The sequence below is a fragment of the Enterobacter sp. Ap-1006 genome (assembly GCF_011752835.1).
In the GTDB taxonomy this organism is placed as follows: domain Bacteria; phylum Pseudomonadota; class Gammaproteobacteria; order Enterobacterales; family Enterobacteriaceae; genus Cedecea.
This window is the reverse complement of sequence record NZ_VWWU01000001.1, coordinates 947,306-972,746: the sequence shown is the minus strand read 5'-3', so window position 1 is coordinate 972,746 and position 25,441 is coordinate 947,306. Positions and strand designations below refer to the sequence as shown.

22 protein-coding genes are annotated in these 25,441 nt (G+C 54.9%); 12 read left to right on the top strand and 10 right to left on the bottom strand.

All coding sequences use genetic code 11. The features are described from left to right. Positions 1 to 26: 26 nt before the first annotated feature. The 6 genes from F3J28_RS04540 (at position 27) to F3J28_RS04515 (ending at position 9,930) form a co-directional block, all read left to right on the top strand. Entirely contained in the window at positions 27 to 1,409 is a 1,383-nt protein-coding gene (locus tag F3J28_RS04540) for a serine/threonine protein kinase (protein ID WP_166873159.1), read from the top strand. Positions 1,410 to 1,473: 64 nt separating this feature from the next. Continuing rightward, on the top strand, positions 1,474 to 2,634 hold the full coding sequence (locus F3J28_RS04535) for a merozoite surface protein 3b (RefSeq protein ID WP_286177920.1): 1,161 nt from the start codon (positions 1,474 to 1,476) through the stop codon (positions 2,632 to 2,634). A gap of 54 nt (positions 2,635 to 2,688) precedes the next feature. Further along, on the top strand, positions 2,689 to 4,149 hold the full coding sequence (locus F3J28_RS04530; protein WP_166873156.1) for a coiled-coil domain-containing protein: 1,461 nt from the start codon (positions 2,689 to 2,691) through the stop codon (positions 4,147 to 4,149). After that, positions 4,149 to 5,549 carry a DUF6384 family protein gene (locus tag F3J28_RS04525; RefSeq protein ID WP_166873153.1) on the top strand — a complete coding sequence of 467 codons (1,401 nt, stop codon included), beginning with the start codon at positions 4,149 to 4,151 and terminating at the stop codon, positions 5,547 to 5,549. Before F3J28_RS04530 ends, F3J28_RS04525 begins: the two co-directional genes overlap by 1 nt. Positions 5,550 to 5,753: 204 nt before the next feature. After that, complete coding sequence (gene treA / locus F3J28_RS04520; RefSeq protein ID WP_166874431.1) at positions 5,754 to 7,511, top strand: alpha,alpha-trehalase TreA; 1,758 nt, start codon at positions 5,754 to 5,756, stop codon at positions 7,509 to 7,511. A gap of 241 nt (positions 7,512 to 7,752) precedes the next feature. After that, positions 7,753 to 9,930, top strand: coding sequence for a TonB-dependent siderophore receptor (locus F3J28_RS04515; protein WP_166873150.1), 2,178 nt, complete (start codon positions 7,753 to 7,755; stop codon positions 9,928 to 9,930). Between the two features lie 65 nt (positions 9,931 to 9,995). Here F3J28_RS04515 and F3J28_RS04510 read toward each other — a convergent pair whose 3' ends face one another. Further along, positions 9,996 to 10,247 (bottom strand): GlsB/YeaQ/YmgE family stress response membrane protein, encoded by a 252-nt coding sequence (locus F3J28_RS04510; protein ID WP_008454104.1) that lies wholly within the window; start codon positions 10,245 to 10,247, stop codon positions 9,996 to 9,998. Positions 10,248 to 10,483: 236 nt separating this feature from the next. Here F3J28_RS04510 and ycgR point away from each other — a divergent pair, with 236 nt between their 5' ends. Continuing rightward, positions 10,484 to 11,215: a flagellar brake protein YcgR gene (gene ycgR, locus F3J28_RS04505; protein WP_166873147.1), complete on the top strand. Its 732-nt coding sequence runs from the start codon at positions 10,484 to 10,486 to the stop codon at positions 11,213 to 11,215. A gap of 1 nt (position 11,216) precedes the next feature. On the opposite strand, the gene emtA is transcribed toward ycgR, so the two are convergent. Continuing rightward, positions 11,217 to 11,828 (bottom strand): membrane-bound lytic murein transglycosylase EmtA, encoded by a 612-nt coding sequence (gene emtA / locus F3J28_RS04500; RefSeq protein ID WP_008454102.1) that lies wholly within the window; start codon positions 11,826 to 11,828, stop codon positions 11,217 to 11,219. A 95-nt stretch (positions 11,829 to 11,923) separates the two neighbouring features. On the opposite strand from emtA, the gene ldcA reads away from it, so the two are divergent. Together ldcA and F3J28_RS04490 are read left to right on the top strand one after the other, a co-directional pair. Next, entirely contained in the window at positions 11,924 to 12,835 is a 912-nt protein-coding gene (gene ldcA, locus F3J28_RS04495; protein ID WP_166873143.1) for a muramoyltetrapeptide carboxypeptidase, read from the top strand. Positions 12,836 to 12,924: 89 nt separating this feature from the next. After that, positions 12,925 to 14,655 (top strand): potassium/proton antiporter, encoded by a 1,731-nt coding sequence (locus tag F3J28_RS04490; RefSeq protein ID WP_166874428.1) that lies wholly within the window; start codon positions 12,925 to 12,927, stop codon positions 14,653 to 14,655. 190 nt (positions 14,656 to 14,845) lie between these two features. On the opposite strand, the gene dadX is transcribed toward F3J28_RS04490, so the two are convergent. Together dadX and F3J28_RS04480 are read right to left on the bottom strand one after the other, a co-directional pair. Continuing rightward, complete coding sequence (gene dadX, locus F3J28_RS04485; protein WP_166873141.1) at positions 14,846 to 15,916, bottom strand: catabolic alanine racemase DadX; 1,071 nt, start codon at positions 15,914 to 15,916, stop codon at positions 14,846 to 14,848. Positions 15,917 to 15,927: 11 nt separating this feature from the next. Beyond that, a complete protein-coding gene (locus tag F3J28_RS04480) occupies positions 15,928 to 17,226 on the bottom strand; it encodes a D-amino acid dehydrogenase (RefSeq protein WP_166873138.1) in 1,299 nt (432 codons plus the stop codon). Between the two features lie 325 nt (positions 17,227 to 17,551). Here F3J28_RS04480 and F3J28_RS04475 point away from each other — a divergent pair, with 325 nt between their 5' ends. After that, complete coding sequence (locus F3J28_RS04475) at positions 17,552 to 19,084, top strand: SpoVR family protein (protein ID WP_039306344.1); 1,533 nt, start codon at positions 17,552 to 17,554, stop codon at positions 19,082 to 19,084. Positions 19,085 to 19,243: 159 nt separating this feature from the next. Here F3J28_RS04475 and fadR read toward each other — a convergent pair whose 3' ends face one another. Beyond that, entirely contained in the window at positions 19,244 to 19,963 is a 720-nt protein-coding gene (fadR, locus tag F3J28_RS04470) for a fatty acid metabolism transcriptional regulator FadR (protein WP_008454089.1), read from the bottom strand. A 228-nt stretch (positions 19,964 to 20,191) separates the two neighbouring features. On the opposite strand from fadR, the gene nhaB reads away from it, so the two are divergent. Both nhaB and dsbB read left to right on the top strand, forming a co-directional pair. Then, complete coding sequence (gene nhaB / locus F3J28_RS04465) at positions 20,192 to 21,757, top strand: sodium/proton antiporter NhaB (protein WP_166873135.1); 1,566 nt, start codon at positions 20,192 to 20,194, stop codon at positions 21,755 to 21,757. A 145-nt stretch (positions 21,758 to 21,902) separates the two neighbouring features. Continuing rightward, a complete protein-coding gene (dsbB, locus tag F3J28_RS04460; protein ID WP_166873131.1) occupies positions 21,903 to 22,433 on the top strand; it encodes a disulfide bond formation protein DsbB in 531 nt (176 codons plus the stop codon). 50 nt (positions 22,434 to 22,483) lie between these two features. Here the strand turns inward: dsbB and F3J28_RS04455 are convergent, their stop codons facing one another. From F3J28_RS04455 to F3J28_RS04440, 5 genes are all read right to left on the bottom strand, one after another. Continuing rightward, on the bottom strand, positions 22,484 to 22,723 hold the full coding sequence (locus F3J28_RS04455) for a putative hemolysin (RefSeq protein ID WP_166873127.1): 240 nt from the start codon (positions 22,721 to 22,723) through the stop codon (positions 22,484 to 22,486). Positions 22,724 to 22,747: 24 nt separating this feature from the next. After that, complete coding sequence (ymcF, locus tag F3J28_RS22580) at positions 22,748 to 22,957, bottom strand: cold shock small protein YmcF (protein WP_502706894.1); 210 nt, start codon at positions 22,955 to 22,957, stop codon at positions 22,748 to 22,750. A 98-nt stretch (positions 22,958 to 23,055) separates the two neighbouring features. Then, positions 23,056 to 23,502: a cysteine cluster protein YcgN gene (gene ycgN / locus F3J28_RS04450; RefSeq protein WP_008454079.1), complete on the bottom strand. Its 447-nt coding sequence runs from the start codon at positions 23,500 to 23,502 to the stop codon at positions 23,056 to 23,058. 89 nt (positions 23,503 to 23,591) lie between these two features. Then, entirely contained in the window at positions 23,592 to 24,251 is a 660-nt protein-coding gene (locus tag F3J28_RS04445) for a fumarylacetoacetate hydrolase family protein (protein WP_085540087.1), read from the bottom strand. A gap of 90 nt (positions 24,252 to 24,341) precedes the next feature. After that, on the bottom strand, positions 24,342 to 25,403 hold the full coding sequence (locus F3J28_RS04440; RefSeq protein WP_166874425.1) for a lytic murein transglycosylase: 1,062 nt from the start codon (positions 25,401 to 25,403) through the stop codon (positions 24,342 to 24,344). Positions 25,404 to 25,441 lie beyond the last annotated feature (38 nt).

Here is a 25,441-nt window from a genome sequence, read left to right as displayed (position 1 = left end):
TTGCATGACTACGCGCAGAGAACATCATGATAGATAACGATTTTATTCCAAAAGTGCCCAATGCTCTGCCGCCTGGCTACCGCTTTGACGAATTTGAAATTCAGGAAGCCATCGACGCCAGCATGACCAGTATTCTTTACCGGGCGTGGGATCATCAGCTCGAGCGTCTGGTGGCTATCCGTGAATACATGCCTAAAGCTTACGTCATGCGCAATGACGTGATGGAGCTGGTGCTGCACAGCGAGCGCGATCACCTGGTCTACACCACCGGTCTGAACGGCTTTATGCAGGAAGCGCGTCAGCTGGCGCACTTTAATCACCCGAATCTGCCTCAGGTGCTGCGCATCTGGAGCGACAATAATACCGCTTACGTCGTGACGCTGTTTTATAGCGGCATTACGCTGGATGAACTGCAAAAGCAGCAGCCGTCGCCGATCGATGAAACGTGGATCCGCCGGATGCTGCCCATGCTTTGCGGCGCGCTGGCAACGCTTCACGCGGCCGAACATCTGCACCGCAACCTGTCGCTGAAAAGCATTCAAATTCAGGATAACGGGCTGCCCATCCTGCTCAATGCCGGCGCACTACGCAGGGGACAAGGCTCACTGGATGAAGGCAATACCCTGCTTCACCCGGGATTTGCACCGCTGGAGCAGTACACCGGCGATCTGGCAAGCCAGCTGGGGCCGTGGACAGATATTTACGCCGTCGGAGCCGTGCTTTATACGCTGATTACCGGCAATGCACCGCCAGCCAGCGTCGCCCGCAGCATTCAGGACAGCTGCATCCAGCTCGCGGAAAACCAGCCCGAGGGCTATTCCCTGAATTTACTGCAGGCGGTTGATAAAGCGCTGTCGCTGAAGCCGGAAGATCGCCCCCAATCCATTGACGCTTTTGCGGCCCTGCTGAATATCCAGCCAGACGACGTGCGTGAACTGATCGGTAATAAAAAAACGGGTACCGCGCTGGTGCCGGTAGAAGATCCTGAGAACACGGCGACGCGTCCGCTCTGGAAGCGCTATCAACCTGCCCTGCAAATTGGTGCGGGCGCCGTCGCGGGTCTGATTGTTGGCGCGGTACTTTTTGGCCGGGGAAGCCCTTCAGTGAGCTCGCCGGAACCCGCTCCCGCGCCGCTTGCAGTTAATCAAAGCCCGACGCAGGCAAGCCCGGCCCCTGTAGCCACCGCGGCTGAAAGCACGCTTGCCCGAGTGTATGTTCGAATGAACGACGGCGAACAGCTGGCGGTCAACGGCAAAGCGCAAAAGCTGACGCCCGCTGCCAACGGTTTTGCGTCGCTTCAGCTCCCCGCTGGGAAATACTTGTTGGCGCTGAGCGGCGGCGAAACGCCCCGCAAGCAAACTATTGTGGTAACGAATTCCGGCACGTGGCTGGTAAACCCGCAGGGGTGATTACAGAGGCAAAACATCCGGGTATAGTGCTGGCTGAAATATTTTGACATCAATAAAGGAAGCGATGATGACATCTGCCGTAGCCAGCTATACCTCCCGGGCAATACAAAAGTTACAAAAGCTGGGCATCATGCCGGCACCAGATGCCGAAGCGCCGGTACTGGTGCTACTGGATGCAATTGTGGACCTGGATACCGATCGCGTTACCGCCATCGGCAGAACGTTACAACAGCAAAGCGCGTTTAACGCCGTTGTTCGCGACAATATCTCAAGCATGGACGTTGCCAACCGCCAGACAAAAATCGTCGCCGCTTTCGACTCTATCCGCCAGGATGCAACCCAAATGGTGGGCTGGCTTGACGACGGAAAACTTGACCTGATGGAGCGGATTAAATCCGGCTGGATGACTCTTCGTCGCGGCTCCATTCCGGATCGCTTCAACGCCATTAAAAAAACCTGGCTCGAGGTGGCCAAAGCCTCCGATGATCAAATCTCCCGTGAGAAAGTTATTCTCGACGCCTATCAGGATTTCCGCTTTGGCCTGAAAGAGGCCCATGTGGATGCCATGGCGCTCATGACCGTGGCAGAGCAACGCGTAGAACAATGCCGTCAGACGCTGCTGAACGCTCAGTCCGCCGCCGACAGTAATGATACCTCTGACGGCGCAGAGCGTTCACGCCGCGAGTTAGTCCGGGATGAAGCCCTGCGCGCAATGCAAAAAGAAGATGAGCGCTATCAAATCGTCAAGGATCTTACCGACAACCTGCTTATCGCCTACAACGCGGCGGAAGCTGTATTTGCACGGCTGCAGCAAACTAACGCGATTAAAGAGCGCGTTTACCGCCAGGGCGTGACTTTCTTTGCAACGAATGAAATCGTCTTTACGGCGCTCTCCGCTTCAATGACCTCGCTGCAGGGGCTAGACGAAAGCACCAAAACGCTGGAAGCAATGAAAGCTGGCATCAACGACGGGCTTAACACCATTGCCTCCAACGGCACCAAACAGCTGGAGGCGGGGCTTCGGGCTGGTTACGGCTCAACCATCAAGGCTGAATCGGTGCGCTCTCTGGTGAACGCCATCGTCAGCTTCCAGGAATCCAGCTACAAAATGATTGAAGAGCTGCGCGGCGAAGCCACGAAAAATGCTGCAGAGCTGGCGGCGGTGGTTGAAGACGGGAAGCGCCGTTTTACCAGTATTGTCAATAAAGCAGAATTGACTCGCTAATGTCGGGATTTAAACAACGATATACCGGGGCGATTTACGGAGAACTTGTATTAAATGGAAGCCTATAAACTGGCACGGGCGCTGGCACAAAACACGGCGACCCAGCGCCTGCAACTCTCATCGGTAGAAGCCTCCGTGGCAGACCTGCGCGGGCAGCAGCTCTCTTTACAGCAACAGATCGCCTCTCTTTATCAAAAAATGGCGACAGTGCTGTTGCAGGAGTCCTCATCCGTGCATGTCGATGAGCAGAGCATTCAGACTCTGCTGCAGCAGCTCAACAAAGAAATTGACCTTACCCGTCAACAGCTGGCGGCTGAAGAACAGCGTTTTCAACAGCGCCAGCGAGCTCTCGTGGCGCTGGATGAACAAATTGACCAGCATGAAGCTGAACGCGACTCGCAGCTTGCCGCAGATCCGCTGGCCGAACAGGCGCGGGTGGACAAAGAAAATTTTGCCATCGAACTTGAAAAACAAACCTTGCTTCACGCTGAACTTGAGGCTGAAGTTGCGGAGAAAACGGCCGTTTACGGCCAGCAAAAACTGTTCAATTACCTGCTGGAAAAAGGCTACGCCACCGAAAAATATCACGCATGGCGCCTTCGGCGTAATCTCGACAACTGGATTGCCGGGCTGTGCCGCTTCAACGAAAACGCTGCCAATTACCGGATGCTTTTTGCTCTGCAAAAAGCATCCGAAACCAAACTACAAACGCTGGAGCAGCAAGCTGCGGCGAGGGATGAGCTGTTCAGAGGCTTTGTCAGCCGGGTCGAAAAGGACATCGGTTTGCCCGAGCTGTATCAACGGCTTGAGGCACTGGAAGCCAAACTGACCGTAAGTCAGCAAAAAGTTAGCCAGCTGCAGTTAAAAATACAGGCCTTTGCCAGCGGAGAAGGTGAGAATTTTCAGCGAATTATGCGACAACTGTCTGAGCAGATGTCCCGTCTGCCTCAGCAAAAACTCAGCGAACTGGTGGCGCGAACCGCCTCGCCTGATGACGATATTATGCTTGAGAGAATACGCACGCTGATTCCGCAGGAGGCAAGCCTCACCGGGCGTATTGCCGCCGTTCAAACCGATCGGGAAAATGCCCGGAAAGACCTAGGCCTGGCGGAAGCGCTGGAAAGCGCCTTCCATCGGAATGGCCTTAATAATGACGATCTTGAGTTTAAATGGGGGCTGTTCGATAGCGAGGAAAAACAGATCAGGCGCTATATGAACGGCGAACAAAGCCTGAGAGAAATTTTGGCGAAAATCTCTGCCGCCTCCCGTAAACGCCCCAGACCTGCCCCGGCCAGCAGCTATAACAACGCTGGCAGCAGCCGCCGTTCCTCTTCCGGCTCGGGATGGACATCTCGTTCATCCTCTGGCACAAACGCCAGCAGAGCATCGTCTGGGGGAGGATTTAGCGCTTCTTCCGGCGGGAGCAGCAGTTCAAGCGGCACATCATCCGGGGGCGGTTTTAGCTCTTCCTCTTCAACGGGTGGTGGCAGCTACCGGACAACGGACAGTTTCTGATGGATAAGATAAAACTGAGCGATCAGTTGGGGGCGATGGCCATCATCGATGCGCTCCATGCCCAACAAATTGCCGTTGACGAGCATTTAGACTTGCCGCTGCTGCGGCAGAAAATCAGCCAGCGCATACGCGATTACTACCAGCAGTCGGGCATGGCCGTGAATGACGAGTTGATTGAAGAAGGTGTGAAAACCTGGTTCAAGCACCGCTTGAGCTACCAGTCCCCGGCGTTAACCCTCAGTCAAAGGATTGGCACAAGTCTGTATTTGACAAGCCCTAAGTGGTTGAAGGGACTGAGTGTTCTGCTACTGTGCATCATGCTGTTTACGGGGTATCGTATTTATGATTCCCATCGTCAGCAGGAAGCGTTGAACAGTAGCCTCGCGGTGCAAATAAACAGAAGCCACGACCTGACAGGCATTGCCGACTATATAAAAGGCACGCTGGATGTTGCCAATAAGGCGGCACTTGTCTGGGCCACCAGGCCTTTAGCCGACGTCGACGATAAAGTAAACGGCATGTTGGCTCAGTTTGCGCGCCAGCAGCCACAAACGCTGGCCATAGCGGATGCCCGCGAACAGCGTGAGGCGCAGTTACAGGCGCTGATAGCGCTGAACGACAGGCAAAGGGACCTCCTGCAAAACGCCAGTAGCCTAATCGGCGATGTTCCCCGCCTGCTTCGGGCTGACGGCTCACTGCAGAAGATTACCACTGATCCACAGTTCCCCGTTTTACTGGCCCAATCCTCGGACGTTGCGGCCAAATTCGAGGCAGCTAAACGGGCTATCCTTGAGAATAGCCCAACGATGGAGGCCGCCGTTGCAGAAGTCAGCCCCGTCATTGAGCAGCAGAAAAAGCGGGCTGAGCGAGCAGCGCTCTTTGAAGAAAAGAAAAACAAACTACTCGGGCTTCCCCTGTCCAGTCACGACAGGAAAACGGTCAGCGATTTTATCGCCGGCCAGGCACGTATCCAGGCCGAAAACGAAAATATGAATGTCGCGGTGCCTACGGAGTGGATAGCGTCCCTTAACCGCCTGGATGAAATGTACGCCTACATTGTGGAGCCTTTAACTTTCATCGTCGTGGATCGCATTGGTGAAAAATCAGGCGTGGAGCGAACTTACGATGAATCAGGCGGCCGCAGCTGGTATCTGATCGCCGAGGCGATCAACAGTCGCGGCGTGCCGCAGGCAGTCTGGGTCAAAGACAGTGAAACCGGGCGGGAGCGCAAGACGACCACCTTCGGAATTCGAATCTCCCAGGCTGAATACGAGAAGCTTAAGAAAGATAAACAGGACGATGGGCATATCGATAACTACATTGTGGGCAACAAGCCTGCCAACCAGCTTAATATTCGCTATCAGCGTCCGGTCATGAATGGGCGGATTCTGAGCTGGTAATGATGAAACCTGAGTCTGCCTTTTTTAGGCAGTGAATGTCAGACGATACATTAGCCCCGCTCTGCGGGGCTTTTTTATGGGGTAAATAATCCGGTTTTTCTCTTTTTATCTTCAACAGCGCTCGAAATTCGGAAAATTCAACTAAGGTTTTCAGGGAGTTGATCGCAACGTAGCGTGTTGCGTCCCGTCGATGGAGAAGGAATGATGATAAAACCCGTTTTGCGCCGGCCTTATGCGCTTTGCTTTGCGGCCCAAATGGCCGCTGCCGGTGCCGTATTTGGCCTTACGCCGCTTGCTTCGTTTGCAGCCCAGGAAACCGAATCCCCACGCCCGCCCGAGCCTCAATCGCCCGACGAGCTTTTTGGGCCTTTGTTTATTGATGTCCAGACCGCGAAGCTGTTCCCCGACCAGAAAACCTTTGCGGATGCCGTGCCCAAGGGCGATCCGCTGATGATCCTTGCCGATTATCGTATGCAGCGCCGGCTCTCGGGGTTCGACTTACGCCATTTTGTTGATGTGAACTTTATCCTGCCAAAGGAAGAAAAAAAGTCTGTGCCGCCGGAAGGAGAAAGCCTGCGGGAGCATATCAACGGGCTCTGGCCAGAACTGACCCGTTCCGCGAACAGCGACAACAAATGGGACCCGCTTCTCCCGCTACCAAAACCTTACGTTGTGCCCGGCGGGCGCTTCCACGAGCTTTACTATTGGGACAGTTACTTCACCCTGCTGGGGCTGGCGGAGAGTGGGCGCTGGGATGACGTGCAAAATATGGTGGACAATTTCGCCCACGAAATAGATACCTGGGGCTACATTCCCAACGGGAACCGCAGCTACTACCTGGGCCGTTCACAGCCGCCGTTCTTCGCCATGATGGTGGAACTGCTGGCGAAGAATAAAGGCGATAGCGTTTACACAGCCTACCTGCCGCAGCTGAAGCAGGAGTACAGCTGGTGGATGGAGGGCAGCGACGCCCTCAAACCGGGCGAAGCCCATGCCCGCGTGGTAAAACTCAAAAATGGTGCCCTGCTCAACCGTTACTGGGATGAGAAAGACACGCCGCGAACCGAGTCTTACCTGGACGACGTCACCACTGCGAAAAATACGCCGTCGCGTGCGGCCACGGATATTTATCGTGACCTGCGAGCTGCCGCCGCTTCCGGCTGGGACTTCAGCTCCCGCTGGATGGATAATCCAGCCCAACTGGGCACCATCCGTACCACAAGCATTGTGCCCGTGGACCTTAATGCGCTGCTCTATCAGCTTGAAAAAACGTTGGCTCACGCCAGCGAGCTGGCAAAAGATAGCGACGCAGCACAGCGCTATAAGCAGGCCGCGGACGATCGACAGAAAGCCATTGAACACAACCTGTGGAACGCCAAAGAAGGCTGGTACGCGGATTACGATCTGAAAAGCCACACGGTTCGAAACCAGCTAACCGCCGCCGCCCTGTTCCCACTGTACGTTCATGCGGCGGCGCAGGACAGAGCGGACAAGATGGCGAAAGCCACCCGTCAGCACCTGCTCAGCGCGGGCGGACTTGCCACGACCAGCGTAAAAACCAGCCAGCAATGGGATGCCCCCAACGGCTGGGCACCGCTGCAGTGGGTGGCCACCGAAGGTCTGCAAAATTACGGGCATAAAGATCTCGCGCTGGAAGTCAGCTTCCGCTTCCTGAGTACGGTGCAGAACCTCTACAACAAAGAGCAAAAGCTGGTTGAAAAATACGATGTGACAGCCGGAGGTGCGGGCGGTGGAGGCGGTGAATATCCGCTTCAGGATGGCTTCGGCTGGACCAACGGCGTCGCGCTGAAAATGCTGGATATGCTCTGTGCAAAAGAAAAACCCTGCGACAATGCGCCGGATAAGCTGCCTTCGGCCACGCCCGGCCCGGTAACGGAAGCGGCCAAACCTGCCGCAGATAAAACGGAGATCTCACCCGCCTCGAGCAAGCCAGCGCCGTAACCTGACCGCACTGACCACGGCGTGATTGCCGCTTAATCATTTCATTTAAAACAATAAGCCCATGAAATCATCATTGATTTCATGGGCTTTTATGCATTAAAAAAACATCGCGCGCCTTGCACCTGATAATAATAACGATAACAATTCTCATTCGAAAACGCATTTAAAAACTGCGTTTTCCCGTCGCATGCCGGCGGAGGACTTCCATCAGGATGATGATCTCAATACTTCCGGACAAAAAATGATAAAGGACCTTACCGTAAAGCGCTCCGCTTTACTCTGCACGCTGGCGCTCATCGCTCCTTTTTCTTCATCGGCTGAAGAAACACTGGTTGTGACCGCCAAACCTGCTGACACCGCAATCTCTCCAACAATAGGTTATACCGCCACCACAACCCGTGGCGCGACCAAAACCGACGAGCCGCTGATCACCACCGGGCAAAGCATTTCCGTCGTGACCTGTCAGCAAATGGAAGACCAGGGCGCGCAAACCATTAATAGCGCGCTGAACTATACCCCGGGCGTGTTTACCGGATTCTCCGGCGGTGCAACCCGTTACGATACCGTAGCATTACGGGGTTTCCACGGCGGCGACGTGAATAACATCTTCCTTGATGGCCTCCGCCTGATGAGCGATGCGGGCAGCTTTAACGTGGTCCAGGTCGACCCCTGGTTCCTGGAACGCCTTGACGTCATCAAAGGCCCGTCTTCCGCACTTTACGGCCAGACTGTTCCGGGTGGCCTGGTGATGGAAACGTCTAAACGCCCGCAATTTGTCGAAGAAGGCCACGTGCGGGCGATATACGGCAACCACAATACCAACGGCACGGCGTTTGATTACACCAACGCGATTAATGACCAGTGGGCCTTCCGTATCACCGGCCTGACCAAAAATAGTGATACACAGTATGACAACACGCGTGACGAACGTTACGCTATTTCACCGTCCCTTCTTTGGCAGCCGGATGATACAACGTCTCTGGTGCTAAGAGCCTACCTGGAAAAAGATCCGTCCGGGGGCTACCACGGTTCTGTTCCGGGCGACGGCAGCCTTTACACCACCACGGGACGCAAGCTGGATACTGGCTTTTCTGACGTACAGCCGGGCGATGACGCCTTTAAGCGCCACCAGCAGATCTACAGCTACGAGTTTGCTCACGTCTTCGATGAGGTCTGGTCTTTCCGCTCAAACGCCAGCTATACCCACTCAAACGTAGCGCTACGCCAGGCCTATCAAATTGGTTGGGCAGATACCGCGCATAACGAACTGTCGCGCTACTACAGCCGTGAAAACTCCTCGCTGGATGCCTGGGCCATCGACAATCAGCTGGAGGCCGACTTCGCAACCGGCGATCTGCAGCATAAAGTGGTGCTCGGTGGGGAATATCACCGGTTCACCAACGATCTGACCGACGGAACGGGCTACACCACCAACCTGAACCCATGGACCGGCGTTTCTGGTGGCGTTGGCGGTTACTATTATTACGATCCACGTGACCCAGGCTACGCGACAATTAATCAGGGGCTTTTGGTTAAATCAGGCCGCCGCCAGTATGAGCAAACCGGGGCTTATCTGCAGGATGAGATGAAGTGGGACCGCTGGCATATGACGCTGTCTGGCCGCTACGATCATCTGGTGACTAAAAGCCATCTGGTGGCGACGGCGATCGACAGTGACGTGACGGACAACCGCTCGGACAACCACTTTAGCGGCCGCGCTTCCCTGCTTTACGCCTTTGATAACGGCATTTCGCCGTATGTGAGCTACAGCCAGGCCGTCACACCGCAGGTACTTTCCGATGCCGAAGGCAAGCTGCTGAAACCCACGACCGCAGAACAGTACGAAGCTGGCGTAAAATACCAGCCTGCGGGAACCAGCGATCTTTATAGCGCCGCCGTTTACGATTTGACCCAAAAAGATGTGGGGAACCGTAACGTGCAGGGAGGATATTTTGAACCGGCAGGCAAAGTGCATTCGCAAGGACTTGAGCTGGAAGCTCGCACTCAGTTGACACCACGCCTGTCAACCATCGCCAGCTATACCCTTAACCGGGTGCGCTATAAAGACGCCATTGACGGTAATGACGGCAACACGCCATACGTCACGCCAAATCAAATGGCGAGCCTGTGGAGCACGTTCAAAGCCGATTATGGCCTGAGCCTGGGTGCAGGGATTCGCTACATCGGCAAACAATGGGTCGACAACGAAAATACCCTGCGTGTTCCTTCCGTAACGCTGCTGGATGCCATGGTTCGGGCAGACATGGGCGCATGGACACCGGCGTTGAAAGGCGCGTTTGTGCAGCTCAATGCGACCAACCTGACGGGCCGTGACTATGTGGCGGGCTGCTACGGGACGGGCTATTGCTATTGGGGCGCGGAACGTTCAGTCATTGCGACCGTGGGCTACGATTTCTAAACTTATATAGAAAGCTAAACGTAAAAACGGCCCTGAAGGGCCGTTTTTTTGTAATGAATGACTTTCTACCGTCGTACCATCCTGAAAATAGCCAGCACAATAATGGCGCCAATCACCGCCACAAAGAAACTTGGCCAGTTAAAACCGGTTACCGGTCCGCCAAGGTGCAATGCCGTCGCCACCCAGCCGCCGACAACCGCGCCCACGATCCCCAGAATACAGGTGAGGATAATACCGCCGCCGTCTTTGCCAGGCATAATCCACTTAGCTACCACACCCGCGATAAGACCAAAAATAATCCAGGCCAGGATACCCATTTTAGAACGTCCTCTTCTACATTGTGAGCTTTAGCAGGCTCGCCCGAGGCTGTCTGCGCCCCGGCCAGCGACCTGCTGTCAAAAAGAGTATAGTTCGGTTGCAAAAAAACGTGATGAATCTCACCTGGTTATGCGCATTTTCAGGAAAAAATAGTCAAAAATTTGTATTAAGTTTTGTGCGGTTTTGCCGATAAGCTTCGTTACCACAACCTGAAAACACAACAAGGACTTGAGCCTTGAGTCACTATAACGATCAGTTCCTGAAGCAGTCTCCTCTGGCAGTATTAGGTGTGTTACGTGATTTACACAGACAGCAGGTTCCCGTCAGGCTGGAATGGTCTAACGGGCAGTTCATCAGCAAAATTCTCGATGTCTCGGCGGAACGTATAGTACTGGACTTTGGCAGCCAGGCGCGGGAAAACCTTTCCGTGCAGAAGGCCAACGATATTGATTTCATCGCTGAAACGCAGGGGGCAAAAGTCGAATTCTCGCTGCCGGGCCTTAAAGCGACGGAATATCAAAATCTCCCGGCGTTTACCACGCCGCTGCCGCCATCGCTGTGGTTCGTTCAGCGCCGGGAATATTTCCGCATTACCGCGCCTACGCAGCCCCAGTATTATTGCCGTACCGAACTTGCCGACGGTTCTCAGTTTGCCTTCCGGCTCTGCGACCTGTCTCTTGGTGGAATGGGCGCCCTGGTGGACGGCACGTTACCGCCGGGCCTTGCACCCGGGCTGCGTTTTGGCCGCGTAGAGATGGATCTCGTGGAATGGGGCAAGTTTTACTTTGATATGCAGCTGGTGATGGTTTCAGAGCGAAAAGTCGTGGACAGTAAAAACGAGACCATTTCTACTCCGCGCCTGAGTTTTCGTTTCTTAAACGTCAACCCGGCGGTCGAGCGCGAACTGCAAAAGATTATTTTCTCGCTGGAGCGGTCGGCCCGGGAAAAGGCCAACCGCGTGAAATAGCTTAAATGGCGTTCATGGCCCGCGTGACCTTATACAGGTAGCGCGGTGCCTGCGGCGCAGGATGGTTGGTTGCTACATGCTGATAGAATTCATCCGGGCTCAGGCGGTTAATTTTGTCGATTGCGGTCTGCCTGTCGGAATCAAAGGTTCTTAGTAGCGCCCCCGCCCCGTTCACGTAAGAAACAATCAGCGCGTACTGCATCACCTGCGGGTCGTTGATTCCCCGCAAAATGCCGTGTTCCAGAATACTCAGATAAGCCGTACCGATATCGATATTACGCGCCGGCTCTCTCAGTTCACTGTCCGATGGCTGCCCTCTGAAGCCCTGATTGCGATACACCTCTTTGCCCGCCGTGGAGCCTTTGATCTGCATCAGGCCGATGGCATTAGAGGCGCTAACCAGCTGCGGATTGCCGCCCGACTCTACCGCAATAATTGCCGTTATCAGTCTCGGACTAACGCCCCATTGCTGGCCTGAGAGTTCGGTCAGCGGCATCCAGTTCAGCGCCCGCTGGGTGGGGATCGTCGGATCCCACGGCGCCTGCTGCTGCGGAGAATGGCTGGAGCAACCGGCCAAAAAAAGCACCAGAATGATAAACCCTCTTAATTTCACGCCTCTATCCTTATTGATGTGGCCGGCCATAACGGCGATGACAAGCGCTCTCGATAGCGGCATGATAACCAATTCATATTCAGCAAGGAAATGCCATGTCTCTGATTCATTTAATCGCCCCGTCCGGCTACTGCATTAATCAACAGGCCGCCGCCAGGGGCATTCGTCGGCTGGAAGAGAATGGGCATCAGGTCGTCAATCAGCAGGCAGTGACCCGGCGTTTTCAGCGTTTTGCCGGCACGGACAGTGAGCGACTGGCTGAACTTAATCAGCTGGCGGCGCTGCCGTCGGAAACGGACATCGTGCTGGCCGTGCGCGGGGGTTACGGCGTGAGCCGCCTGCTTGAGCACATTGATTTTTCACGTCTTGGGGCTTCGCTTCGCGCCCGGCCACAAATTATTTGCGGTCACAGCGACTTCACCGCTTTCCAGATGGCCCTGCTGGCACAGTGCGGAGCCATCACCTTCAGTGGCCCGATGCTGGCCGGAAATTTTGGTGCCGAGGAAATGGATGAATATACCTGGCGCCACTTCTGGCAGGCGCTCAGCGAACCGACGTTCACGCTAAGTTGGGAAAACGATGCGCCCGCGATGCAGGCCAGCGGCACGGTTTGGGGCGGCAATCTCGCAATGCTAATCTCTCTGGTCGGCACGCCGTTTTTGCCGCCAATAGACGGCGGTATTTTGGTTGTGGAAGACATCAACGAACATCCCTTCCGCGTTGAGCGCATGCTGCTGCAGCTTTACCATGCGGGCATTCTGTCACGCCAGAAAGCGATTGTTTTAGGAAGTTTTAACGGTACAACCGCAACGGATTACGATGCAGGATATACTTTTGAAGTAATGCGTAAAACGCTGCAACAGCGCCTGAACGTGCCTGTCCTTTCCGGCTTGCCTTTTGGACATGAACCACAAACCGTGACGCTGCCGCTCGGCGCGTTTGGCGAGCTGGCCCACGACGGCGTTACCTCCCGACTGACGTTAAGTGGACACCCGGTACTTCGCTAAAGAAGCCCGGTTTAAGCGCCCTTTTTGAGCGTTTGGGTAACAGATGACATGTTACAATTCGACAACATAGACAAAGGAGACGAATGATTTTGGACGCAGGGGCGATTGTCAGTCTGTTTATTTTGGGTTCCGTTCTGGTAACTTGCAGTATCTTATTAAGTTCTTTCTCCTCTCGTCTGGGCATTCCCATTCTGGTTATCTTTCTGGCTATCGGCATGCTGGCCGGGATCGATGGCCTTGGCGGTATCCCGTTTGATAATTATCCCTTTGCCTACCTGATCAGCAACCTGGCGCTGGCGGTGATCCTGCTTGACGGCGGGATGAGAACCCAGGCGAGTTCGTTTCGCGTAGCGCTGGGCCCCGCGCTCTCGCTGGCAACCGTTGGGGTATTAATTACCTCCGGGCTGACCGGGATTGCCGCCGCCTGGCTGTTCAACCTGAACCTGATTGACGGCCTGCTTATTGGCGCCATTGTCGGCTCCACCGACGCCGCCGCGGTCTTTTCCCTGCTCGGTGGGAAAGGCCTGAACGAACGCGTAGGCGCGACGCTTGAAATTGAATCGGGCAGCAATGACCCGATGGCGGTGTTTCTCACCATCACGCTGATTGAGATGATCCAGCAGCACCAGACCGGCCTGAGCTGGCTGTTCCTCGTGCATATCATTCAGCAATTTGGCCTGGGGATTGTGCTTGGTCTCGGCGGCGGCTATCTGCTGCTGCAAATGATTAACCGCATAACCTTACCCCACGGGCTTTACCCGATGCTGGCCCTGAGCGGCGGGATTATGGTATTTGGCGTCACGACAGCGCTGGACGGCAGCGGTATTCTGGCGGTTTATCTGTGCGGCTTTGTGATGGGCAACCGCCCGATTCGCAACCGTTTCGGGATCCTGCAAACCTTCGACGGCCTGGCCTGGATGGCGCAAATCGGCATGTTCCTGGTGCTGGGTTTACTGGTAAACCCGTCCGATCTGCTGCCAATTGCAGTCCCTGCTCTCCTGCTTTCCGCGTGGATGATCTTCTTTGCTCGCCCGCTGTCGATTTTTGCCGGTCTGCTGCCATTCCGCGGTTTTAATCTGCGCGAGCGCGTATTTATCAGCTGGGTTGGGCTGCGAGGCGCAGTGCCGATCATCCTGGCGGTGTTCCCGATGATGGCCGGGCTGGATAACGCCCGCCTGTTCTTCAACGTGGCCTTCTTTGTGGTGCTGGTGTCTCTGCTGCTCCAGGGCACGTCGCTGGGCTGGGCCGCCAAAAAAGCCAAAGTCGTCGTGCCGCCAGTAGGCTGGCCCGTTTCGCGCGTGGGTCTGGATATTCATCCTGACAATCCGTGGGAACAGTTTGTCTACCAGCTAAGCGAAGAGAAATGGTGCGTGGGTGCCGCCCTGCGTGACCTGCATATGCCAGAAGAAACGCGTATTGCCGCGCTGTTCCGCAATAACGTACTGCTTCACCCAACGGGCAGCACCCGCCTGCGAGAAGGCGATGTACTTTGCGTTATTGGCCGGGAACGCGATCTTCCCGCGCTGGGGAAACTGTTTAGCCAGTCGCCGCCGGTGGATTTGGATCAGCGTTTCTTTGGCGACTTTATTCTGGAAGCCAGCGCCCAGTTCTCCGACGTGGCGACCATTTACGGCCTGACGCTGGATGAAGAAGTAGATACTCAGCAATCGTTAGGTGATTTTGTGCTGGGGATGCTCGGCGGCGCGCCGGTGGTTGGCGACCAGGTGGAGTTTGCCGGAATGATTTGGACGGTGGCCGAGAAAGAGGACAACCTGGTGCGTAAGATTGGTGTCCGGGTGGCTGAGGAAGAAGAGGAGTAGTCTCCCCTCACCCCGGCCCTCTCCCAGAGGGAGAGGGGGAAAAAAACAGCGGAAACCTTCTTTATCCCCTCTCCCTCTGGGAGAGGGTTAGGGTGAGGGTAAAAAAACCAGAAGCGATTATGCGGTTAAATTCAGTGCCTGTCATCAAGCAAGATGACAGCGAGACAACATCTCGAGAGAAGCAGAAACGTTAACTCATCACCACCGGCACTCTCGGCGCTAACGCACACATTAGCTCATAGCCAACCGTACCCGCGGCGCTGGCGACATCGTCAATTTTGACGTTTTTGCCCCACAGCTCAACCGGGCTGCCGATACCCGCCTGCGGGCAAGGCGTCAGGTCTACAGCGATCATATCCATCGATACTTTGCCCACCAGGCTGGTCATGACGCCATCCACCATGACCGGCGTTCCATCCGCCGCAATACGCGGGTAGCCGTCCGCATAGCCACCAGCCACAATCCCGATTCGCTGCTCGCCTCTGGCGGTGTAGCGGCTGCCGTAGCCCACGGTATCGCCTGCCTTCAGGTTCTGAATGCCGATAATTTCGCTGCTCAACGTCATTACCGGCTGAAGGCCGCTGGTGGCGATATCCTGCCATTGCCCGCTCGGAGAGGCGCCATAAAGGATTATCCCCGGGCGAACCCAGTCAAAATGCGCCTCCGGGTGCCACAGCGTAGCCGCCGAGTTTGACAGCGAGCGAGGGGCGTCAATCCCCTCCGCCGCCTGTGCAATGCGCTTCATCGGCTCTGTAATGCCTTCTGGCTGCTCGGCATCGGCAAAATGCGCCATCAGGGTCAGTTCGCCCACATTCGGGATAGAACGGAGTTTTTGCCAGATGCCGTGCACGCGATCGGGCGTAAACCCGAGACGATTCATCCCGCTGTTGATTTTGAGATAAACATCCAGCGGCGCGCTCAGCTTCGCGTTGGCTATCGCCTTCACCTGCCAGTTGCTGTGCAGGCTGGTGGTCAGCCGGTATTTGTCGAACAGCGCCAGCTCATCGGCATGGAAGAACCCTTCCAGCATCAGGATCGGCCCTTTCCAGCCGCGCTCACGCAGCAAAATGGCCTCCTCGAGATTCAGCATGGCAAAACCATCGGTCGCGCCTAACGCCGACCAGATACGGTCGAGACCGTGGCCATATGCGTTGGCCTTAACGACCGACCAGACACGCGAACGCGGGGCGGCTCTGCGCACCACTTCAAGATTATTGCGCAGCGCGCTGAGATCCAGCGTCGCTACCACAGGACGGGACATGACGGCTCCTTTTAGTTATGTGCGCCATGGAGGTGGCGGGCGCTCAGTGGCGTAAAACCAGGCGCGTAGCGTGCGATGCCTAAATCCTCGCTTGGGATAGCCGGAGTGCGCCCGGAGATCAGGTCGCTCAGCATCTGGCCCGAACCGCATGCCATTGTCCAGCCTAGCGTGCCGTGTCCGGTATTAAGCCAGAGATTCTTGAACGGCGTACGCCCTACAATTGGCGTCCCGTCTGGCGTCATCGGACGCAGCCCGGTCCAGAACGTGGCCTGCTCGACGTGCCCGCCGCGCGGATAGAGATCCCTGACGACCATTTCCAGCGTTTCACGGCGCGGCTGCAGCAGTTCAGTGTTAAAACCGACGATTTCTGCCATGCCTCCCACGCGGATGCGGTTGTCAAAGCGGGTAATAGCGATCTTGTAGGTCTCATCCAGAATGGTTGAAACCGGCGCGCCCTGTTCGTCGGCAATAGGAATTGTCAGGGAGTAACCTTTCAAAGGATAGACAGGAATATCGGCGATGCCCTTGAGCAGGCCAGTGGAATAGGACCCGAATGCCACGACGTAGGCATCCCCCTTCACCACTTCCTGGCCGCACTGTACGCCGCTGATTTGCTGGCTGTCGTAAAGCAGACGATCAACCGGCGTATTGAAGCGAAACTCAACGCCGGCTTCCGCCGCCATCCGCGCCAGGTTTTGGGTAAACAGCTGGCAGTCACCGGTTTCATCGTTCGGTAAACGCAGGCCGCCGGTCAGCTTGTGGGCTACGTCCGCCAGCGCGGGTTCAACGCGGTTAAGCTGGCTGGCTTCCAGCAGCTCATACGGCACGCCTGCGTCTTTCAAGACGGCGATGTCTTTGGCCGCGCTTTCATACTGCTGCTCGGTGCGGAACAGCTGCAGCGTCCCGCCCTGCCGGCCTTCATACTGGATGCCTGTGGCGTGGCGCAATTCTTTCAGGCAATCACGGCTGTACTCCGCCAGGCGTACCATGCGGCCTTTATTTTCCATGTAATGCCGGGTATCGCAGTTGCGCAGCATCTGCCACATCCACTTGAGCTGGAACTGGGTTCCGTCGAGGCTGATAGCCAGCGGCGCGTGGCGCTGGAACATCCACTTAATGGCTTTTAACGGGACGCCCGGTGCCGCCCACGGAGCAGCATACCCCGGAGAGATCTGCCCGGCGTTGGCCGCGCTAGTTTCCTGCGCCGGCCCTGATTCGCGATCGATGACAGTGACTTCATGCCCGGCCTGACGTAAATACCAGGCGCTCGCCACGCCGACGACACCACTTCCCAGCACCACAACACGCATATCTGCTCCGCAATTAGCTAAAAGAATAATCTTCTGATTACATATTGATAACTCAGTTGAATATGTTATTCAACATATGGCTTTATTATGGTGACTAAACTCACAAACCTGCCCGCCAGCGCTGGAGCGGGATAATTAGCATCTCCTGTACGGGAAAACATTTTCGTCAAAATAAAATGCTAAGTGACGCGCTAAAAGCCCGCTATTGAGATCAATAAATCGCGAAGAAAAAATTTTACTTGTCGGCGCTATCTTTCAGGAGTTGTCTATTCTTGAGAATGAGGCTTTCCATCCAGAGAAAGTCGAAAACAATGAGGGCGCGCTGATGGCTAACGTAACTGATTTCGCCACAAAGGATCCCACCCGTCTGAGTGACGGCCCCGACTGGACGTTTGAGCTACTGGACATTTACCTGGCCGAGATTGACCGGGTAGCAAAGCTCTACCGCCTGGACACCTATCCCCACCAGATTGAGGTCATTACTTCAGAGCAGATGATGGACGCGTATTCCAGCGTCGGGATGCCGATTAACTACCCGCACTGGTCTTTTGGCAAAAAATTCATCGAAACCGAGCGCCTGTACAAGCACGGGCAGCAAGGGCTGGCGTATGAGATCGTCATCAACTCTAACCCGTGCATTGCCTATTTGATGGAAGAGAACACCATCACCATGCAGGCGTTGGTGATTGCGCATGCCTGTTACGGGCACAACTCTTTCTTTAAAAACAACTACCTGTTCCGCAGCTGGACGGATGCCAGCTCGATAATCGACTACCTGATTTTCGCCAAAAATTACATTACGCAGTGTGAAGAGCGCTACGGGGTTGATGAGGTAGAGCGCCTGCTGGACTCCTGCCATGCGCTGATGAACTACGGCGTAGACCGCTATAAACGCCCGCAGAAGATATCCCTGCAGGAGGAGAAAGCGCGCCAGAAAAGCCGGGAAGAGTATCTGCAAAGCCAGGTGAATACGCTCTGGCGCACGCTGCCGCGTAAGGAAGAGGAAAAAACCGCAGAATCCGCCCACCGCTTCCCTTCGGAGCCGCAGGAGAATCTGCTGTATTTTATGGAGAAGAATGCCCCGCTGCTGGAGCCGTGGCAGCGTGAGATCCTGCGTATTGTGCGCAAGGTGAGCCAGTATTTTTATCCGCAAAAACAGACCCAGGTCATGAACGAGGGCTGGGCCACCTTCTGGCACTACACCATTCTCAATCACCTGTATGACGAGGGCAAAGTCAGCGACCGCTTTATGCTGGAGTTTTTGCACAGTCATACCAACGTGGTGTTCCAGCCGCCCTATAACAGCCCGTGGTACAACGGCATTAACCCCTACGCGCTGGGGTTCGCCATGTTCCAGGATATCAAACGTATTTGCCAGTCGCCGACCGAAGAAGACCGCTACTGGTTCCCGGATATTGCCGGCAAAGACTGGCTGGAAACGCTGCATTTCGCCATGCGTGACTTCAAGGACGAAAGCTTTATCAGTCAGTTCCTGTCGCCTAAGCTGATGCGCGACTTCCGCCTGTTCACCGTGCTGGACGATGACCGCAATAATTACCTGGAAATTTCGGCCATCCACAACGAAGAGGGATACAGGGAAATACGTTCCCAGCTATCGGCCCAGTACAACCTGAGCAACCTCGAGCCAAATATTCAGGTTTGGGATGTAGATTTGCGCGGGGATCGTTCGCTAACGCTGCGCTACATCCCGCACAACCGCGCCCCGCTGGATAAAGGGCGCAGAGAAGTGCTCAAGCATGTGCATCGCCTGTGGGGCTTTGACGTCGTGCTGGAGCAGCAAAATGCGGATGGTAGCGTGGAACTGCTGGAGCGCTGCCCGCAGCGAAACCCGCTGTAAGAGTGAAAAAAAACGCTTCCCTGGGGAAGCGTTTAAATTAGCCGAAAATCAATGAATTGATTTTCCTGTTTTTTAACGAGCCCTCTGTTATTTCTTATATCACCAGAGGTTTGTCAACAGTCTGTAGCGCTTCCTTCTGGAAGCGTTTTTTATGCTTGCCTAGCGACTGTGCATCGCCAAATCGCCAGGCAGGTTTTTCTGCATACGGTGCCAAATCTCGCCGCTCTCGCGACCGTAGTTACGCACGGTATCAAAGACCTGCTCGTGAAGCCCCTGCTGGCAGATTTCTGCCAGGCGGTGGTAGAAGCCCAGCGCCAGACTACGGGCTTCAGGATTGGAGAAGTAGTGACGCCCGATGCGGGTGTACAGCCCTTTCATTCCGTTCAGGATCAGCCCATAAATTGGGTTACCAGACGCAAACGCCAGGCCGCGGAAAATGTTGTAATCCAGCTCAGCAAAGGCGTCCGCGTGGTCTTCAACTTTGCTAGCCGTGGCCAGCACTTCCTGCGCTTTATCTGGATACTGACGAATCGCCGTACGAATAAATATCGTGGAGATATTGGTTCGCACCGAAAGCAGATTATCAATCAACTGCGGCACGCTGTCGTGATCGAGACGAGCCAGCGTTTCCAGAATGTTTAAGCCCGAGGTTTCCCAGAAATTGTTCACCCGCGTCGGCTTCCCGTGCTGAATTGTCAGCCAGCCGTCGCGTGCCAGACGCTGAAGCACTTCACGTAAAGTGGTACGCGTAACGCCAATCAGTTCTGAAAGTTCACGCTCTGCCGGCAGAATAGAACCCGGCGGAAAACGGCTGTTCCAGATACTTTCTATAATATACTCTTCCGCGAAACCCGCTGGGCTCTGCGCCTTAATGACCATAGTAAGATTTCCATTACTCAGGTTTTGCAAATTGGACTCATCATACCAGATGCCATGCGCGCCAGATAGCGGGGGCGACGCGCAAATGCGGGATCGGCGTTGAATTTTGACGATAAACGCCTTAACTCAGGATTTCCTTCGGCTTGATCGCGTGCGCCATAAACGAGTACCCTGAAGCGTTATCTTTTTAAACATCAACATAATACAACGGATAATGGTAACTATACGATGGAAATGTCCTTTGGGCGGGCGTTGTACCGCAATTTTCTGGGTCAATCACCTGACTGGTACAAACTGACGCTGCTTCTCTTTTTAGTGCTTAATCCGCTAGTCTTTTGGTTTGTCAGCCCGTTTATCGCGGGATGGATGCTGGTGGTGGAGTTTATTTTTGCGCTGGCGATGGCGCTGAAATGCTACCCGCTGCTGCCGGGTGGCCTGCTGGCCATTGAGGCCGTGCTGGTCGGCATGACCAGCCCCGATCGCGTTCGTGCTGAAATTGCTTCAAACCTCGAAGTGCTGCTGCTGCTGATGTTTATGGTGGCCGGGATTTATTTCATGAAGCAGCTCCTGTTGCTGCTCTTCACCCGCCTGCTGTTGGGGATCCGGTCTAAAGTTGCGCTGTCGCTGGCCTTTTGCGTCGCCGCCGCGTTTCTTTCCGCCTTCCTTGATGCCTTGACGGTCGTGGCCGTTGTCATTAGCGTCGCCGTGGGCTTCTACAGCATCTATCACCGCGTAGCATCTGAAGCACAGGATGACAGCAACGTTCAGGACGACAGCCATATTCGGAGCGACAGCCGCGAGGTGCTTGAGCAATTCCGCGCTTTCCTGCGCAGCCTGATGATGCACGCTGGCGTCGGTACCGCGCTGGGCGGCGTAATGACCATGGTTGGCGAGCCGCAAAACCTGATCATTGCTAAAAACGCTGGCTGGCACTTCGGCGATTTCTTCCTGCGCATGATGCCGGTGACCGTGCCGGTGCTGATTTGTGGCCTGCTCACCTGCATTCTGCTGGAACGCTTTAAAGTGTTCGGCTACGGGCAAACGCTGCCGGAAAAAGTGCGTGGGATCCTGTATGACTTTGATGCTCAGAGCACCAGGAAGCGAACAAAGCAGGACAAGATGAAGCTGCTGATCCAGGCGCTGATTGGCGTCTGGCTGATTATCGCTCTGGCCTTCCATCTGGCAGAAGTTGGTCTGATTGGCCTGACGGTGATTATTCTGGCGACATCGCTGTGCGGGGTTACCGACGAGCATGCTATCGGCAAAGCCTTTACCGAAGCGCTGCCGTTTACCGCCCTGCTGACCGTTTTCTTCACCATCGTGGCGGTTATCATCGACCAGCATCTGTTTAGCCCAATTATTCAGTACGTGCTTGACGCCTCCCCGCACGCTCAGCTGTCGCTGTTTTATATCTTCAACGGCCTGCTATCCTCGATTTCCGACAACGTCTTTGTCGGTACTGTTTATATCAACGAGGCAAAAACTGCGCTGCAGAATGGCGCCATCAATATGCAGCAGTTCGAACTACTGGCGGTGGCTATCAATACCGGTACAAACCTGCCTTCGGTGGCAACGCCAAACGGCCAGGCCGCGTTCCTGTTCCTGCTGACCTCTGCGCTGGCGCCGCTGATTCGCCTCTCTTATGGCCGCATGGTTGTGATGGCGCTGCCCTACACGCTGGTGCTGACCCTTGTGGGCCTGCTGTGCGTGGAATATAACCTGGCGCCTGCTACACAGTGGATGCTGGACAGCGGCTGGCTGAATACACCGAACGCTCTGGTTGTACCACACTAAGGCAATTTGACGGGAAGTCCGCTTCCCGTTACAAATTTTTTCCTTATAAACATCCGATTACTGCGTTATTTTCATCTGCGCTACTGGCGCAAAAAGGGAATTGGTTTACACTGCCGATTCTACGCATGCTGCAGGGAAACTGATTATGTTGCGATATTTAAACCAATGCTCTCTTGGGCGCACCGCCTGGCTGCTTTTAGCCTTTACGGCATTTGCGCTTGAGATGGTGGCATTGTGGTTCCAGCACGTTATGGGGCTGAAACCTTGTGTGATGTGTATTTATGAACGTTGTGCGCTGTTTGGCGTGATGGGGGCAGGCATCGTGGGCGCGATAGCCCCTAAAAGCCCGCTTCGCTATGGCGCCCTGGCCATCTGGCTCTACAGCGCAGGGAAAGGCGTTCAGCTGGCATGGGAGCACACCATGCTGCAGCTTCACCCTTCTCCGTTTGTGACCTGTGATTTCTTCGCTCGCTTCCCAAGCTGGCTGCCGCTGGATAAATGGCTACCGCAGGTCTTCGTTGCCAGCGGTGACTGCTCCGTTCGCCAGTGGGAATTCCTGTCGCTGGATATGGTGCAGTGGCTGCTCGGGATCTTCGCGGTGTTCCTGGTAATCGCGGTGCTGGTGCTGATTGCCCAGTTCTTCAAACCTAAGCGTCGCGATCTGTTTGGCCGTTAATTTCGCGAACGCCCGATAGCAATAACCCACCTTTCGGTGGGTTATTTTTTTCAGGAATGATCGCGCCGGTACAAAGCCCATTCATCAATTCTTTCCCCGCCTGGCAGCAGGCAGTCACTTCTTTCGCCCTCAGGCGTTTTCACCATCACAGATTTCCCGCCTTTGGCCTGGCAGTAAACCGAAGCCGGGTTCGCCATGCCTACGCTGTGCGGAGGCTTCGGTGCCTCACGCACTGCCGTCGCACAGCCGCTGAGCAGCAATATACCCAGGATAGTTGTTAGTTTTTCCATTTTTCCTCCTTTGAGGACGGAATCTTAACAGCGCGGCCGGGAAGAAGCCAAAGACTGTTGCCCCAGCGGGCTAAAACCGGAGAAGGTCGCATTTAACGGACGATGAGCGGACGCCTGCATTGCGGATTTGCAAAAGATACAGACTGCGCCATGGGGATTTGATTCTCGGACATCGTAGGGGGAGGTGCGATACTGCGATCCGCCACATGACGGACACTGGAATGTTAAATTCAGGATAAAAACTCTCTTATTTTGGTTATTGAAACTCTATCCTATCACAAGATTGGTTATATAAAGGATTTATTTTCATTCCCGACCAGCATCGAAATGCGCTAGTCAGCCCATTCGGGCTTGTTGAGAATGTGATCCTGCCAGTCACGAACCTCGGACTCTTTCACCGCGATATGACGCACGGAAATGCGCTCACCGTGCATGGCGGCTTTTGAACCGGTAATCAGCGGGTGCCATTCCGGCAACGGTTTGCCTTCGGCCAGCAGGCGGTAAGCGCAGGTGTGCGGCAGCCACTCAAAAGTCGGCAAATTGTCGCGAGTGAGTTTGATGCAGTCCGGCTCGTATTCAAAGCGGCGGGCGTAGTTCTTGCACTGACAGGTTTTGATATTGAGCTGCTTACAGGCGACGTTGGTGAAATAAATCTCGTCGGTGTCTTCGTCCATCAGCTTATGCAGGCAGCACTGGCCGCAGCCGTCGCACAGGGATTCCCACTCGGCGTCGCTCATTTCGTCGAGAGTTTTACTTTGCCAAAAAGGAGTGGGTGTCATAGCGGTTCCTGCATTTAAAAATTAAGCTGCACCTTATAAACAGTCTGACACCCGGATGCAAGTTTTGCCGCCCTGAAGCGGCAAATTGTTTATAAAACGCGCGTCGTCAGGCTGTGACCGGCAAAGCTCACTTCCAGCTCATCGCCGCTAAGCAGCGGGCCTACGCCTTCTGGTGTACCGGTCAGGATCACATCCCCCGCGCGCAGGGTAAAGAATTTGCTCATGTAGGCAATCAGCGGCACGATTTTGTGGATCATGTCTTCGGTATTGCCCTGCTGGCGAATTTCACCGTTGATCTTCAGCTCCAGCGGGGTGTTTTGCGGATCGTGAGTGAACTGTGCCGCAGGGATAAACCCGGAGATTGGGCAAGAGTTATCGAAGCCCTTGGCTTTTTCCCACGGCTGGCCAGCTTTTTTCAGTTTGGCCTGCAGATCGCGCAGCGTAAGGTCCAGCGCAACACCATAGCCGGCGATGGCTTTTTGCACGTGCTCTTCGCTTGCCTGCTTAAGGGTTGAGCCGATCAGAATGGCCAGCTCTACCTCATGATGCACGGAGCCGAATTCCTGTGGTAACGCCAGCGGCTGGCGAATATCGCACAGGGCGCTTTCAGGCTTGATAAACACCACCGGTTCGTCCGGCGTCGCACTGCCCATCTCTTTAATATGTTTGGCATAGTTGCTGCCAACACAGACTACTTTGTTTACCGGAAAATCAAGCAGCGCACCCTGCCAGTTATGATGTTGATACATGCCTTTCCTCTGTGTCGTGTGTGTTAACTGCCTTTGATACTAGATAAAAAAATGCCTGCTGAATACCGGGGAAGTGTTTCTAAGCGTGCCTTATTTATCTGCGATGGCATCCGCCATTTTGCCGATACTAATGGCAAAGTAGTAAGAACGGTTCCAGTGCATCAGGGTGCGGAAGTTGTTATAGACCAGGAACGAACGATCCAAACCATCGTCTGGCTTCACCAGCCAGGCTTTCTTTGATGACGTTGGAAGATGGGAGCCTTTTGGCAGCGTCACGCCTAGTTTTTTCCACTGGGCCAGGGACTTGCCCTGCCCCGGGCTTGTGCCCAGCAGCGAAGTATTAAAGCCTGCAGGCAATTTCACTTCATAGCCCCACGCCCCACCACGCTGCCAGCCCTCTACCGCCAGGTAGTTAGCCGTGGAAGCGAAAACGTCGCGGGTGTTATTCCATATATCAATTTTGCCGTCGCCATCGCCGTCTTTGCCGTAGCGCAGCAGCGAACTCGGCATAAACTGGTTTTGCCCCATCGCCCCGGCCCATGAGCCTTTCATCTGTGTCGCGCTAACATCACCTCTCTGGATAATTTTCAGCGCCGCCATCAGCTCGTTGGTGAAAAAAGCTTCACGACGTCCCTCAAAAGCGAGCGTCGCTAAAGCAGAAATGACATCTTCTTTGCCCTGCAGCCTGCCGAAGTTACTTTCCAGTGCCCACAGCGCGACGATGTAGCGACTCTGCACGCCACTGTTGGCGCTGACTTTTTCCAGATCTGCCCGGTGCTGGCGGGCCAGGCTACGCGCCTGTTTGATTTTGGCGGGAGTAATAACGCGTTTTAAATAGTCATCCAGCGTTATTTTCTTTTCCAGCTGATTGCGATCGGATTGAATTACCCGATCGACAAAATGAATATTGGCAAAGGCTTTTGCCAGCGTCGCATTGGTGATGCCCTCTGCTCTGGCTTGTTGCTTTAACTTTTCGACGTAAGCCGGGAATTCAGCGGGGTTGCGCCCTTGTTCAGCCAGCGTGGTGGCTTCAGGCGTGCGGCTTTGAGGAGCTGAGGCGACTACGGGTGCCGCCTCAGCAGCGGGGAGATAACCGGCCCCGCTGGAAAGTATTAAGGCGCTGAAGGTGTAACGCAAAGCTGCATTTTTCATCATCATTTCTTCAATAATGTGTTTCACACATTTTCCGT

Bases quoted from the DNA above. Each gene is read 5' to 3' on its own strand.
- F3J28_RS04540 (WP_166873159.1), top strand. From the start codon at position 27: ATGATAGATAACGATTTTATTCCAAAAGTGCCCAATGCTCTGCCGCCT.
- F3J28_RS04535 (WP_286177920.1), top strand. From the start codon at position 1,474: ATGATGACATCTGCCGTAGCCAGCTATACCTCCCGGGCAATACAAAAG.
- F3J28_RS04530 (WP_166873156.1), top strand. From the start codon at position 2,689: ATGGAAGCCTATAAACTGGCACGGGCGCTGGCACAAAACACGGCGACC.
- F3J28_RS04525 (WP_166873153.1), top strand. From the start codon at position 4,149: ATGGATAAGATAAAACTGAGCGATCAGTTGGGGGCGATGGCCATCATC.
- treA (WP_166874431.1), top strand. From the start codon at position 5,754: ATGATAAAACCCGTTTTGCGCCGGCCTTATGCGCTTTGCTTTGCGGCC.
- F3J28_RS04515 (WP_166873150.1), top strand. From the start codon at position 7,753: ATGATAAAGGACCTTACCGTAAAGCGCTCCGCTTTACTCTGCACGCTG.
- F3J28_RS04510 (WP_008454104.1), bottom strand. From the start codon at position 10,247: ATGGGTATCCTGGCCTGGATTATTTTTGGTCTTATCGCGGGTGTGGTA.
- ldcA (WP_166873143.1), top strand. From the start codon at position 11,924: ATGTCTCTGATTCATTTAATCGCCCCGTCCGGCTACTGCATTAATCAA.
- dadX (WP_166873141.1), bottom strand. From the start codon at position 15,916: ATGTCCCGTCCTGTGGTAGCGACGCTGGATCTCAGCGCGCTGCGCAAT.
- F3J28_RS04480 (WP_166873138.1), bottom strand. From the start codon at position 17,226: ATGCGTGTTGTGGTGCTGGGAAGTGGTGTCGTCGGCGTGGCGAGCGCC.
- F3J28_RS04475 (WP_039306344.1), top strand. From the start codon at position 17,552: ATGGCTAACGTAACTGATTTCGCCACAAAGGATCCCACCCGTCTGAGT.
- fadR (WP_008454089.1), bottom strand. From the start codon at position 19,963: ATGGTCATTAAGGCGCAGAGCCCAGCGGGTTTCGCGGAAGAGTATATT.
- nhaB (WP_166873135.1), top strand. From the start codon at position 20,192: ATGGAAATGTCCTTTGGGCGGGCGTTGTACCGCAATTTTCTGGGTCAA.
- dsbB (WP_166873131.1), top strand. From the start codon at position 21,903: ATGTTGCGATATTTAAACCAATGCTCTCTTGGGCGCACCGCCTGGCTG.
- F3J28_RS04455 (WP_166873127.1), bottom strand. From the start codon at position 22,723: ATGGAAAAACTAACAACTATCCTGGGTATATTGCTGCTCAGCGGCTGT.
- ycgN (WP_008454079.1), bottom strand. From the start codon at position 23,502: ATGACACCCACTCCTTTTTGGCAAAGTAAAACTCTCGACGAAATGAGC.
- F3J28_RS04445 (WP_085540087.1), bottom strand. From the start codon at position 24,251: ATGTATCAACATCATAACTGGCAGGGTGCGCTGCTTGATTTTCCGGTA.
- F3J28_RS04440 (WP_166874425.1), bottom strand. From the start codon at position 25,403: ATGAAAAATGCAGCTTTGCGTTACACCTTCAGCGCCTTAATACTTTCC.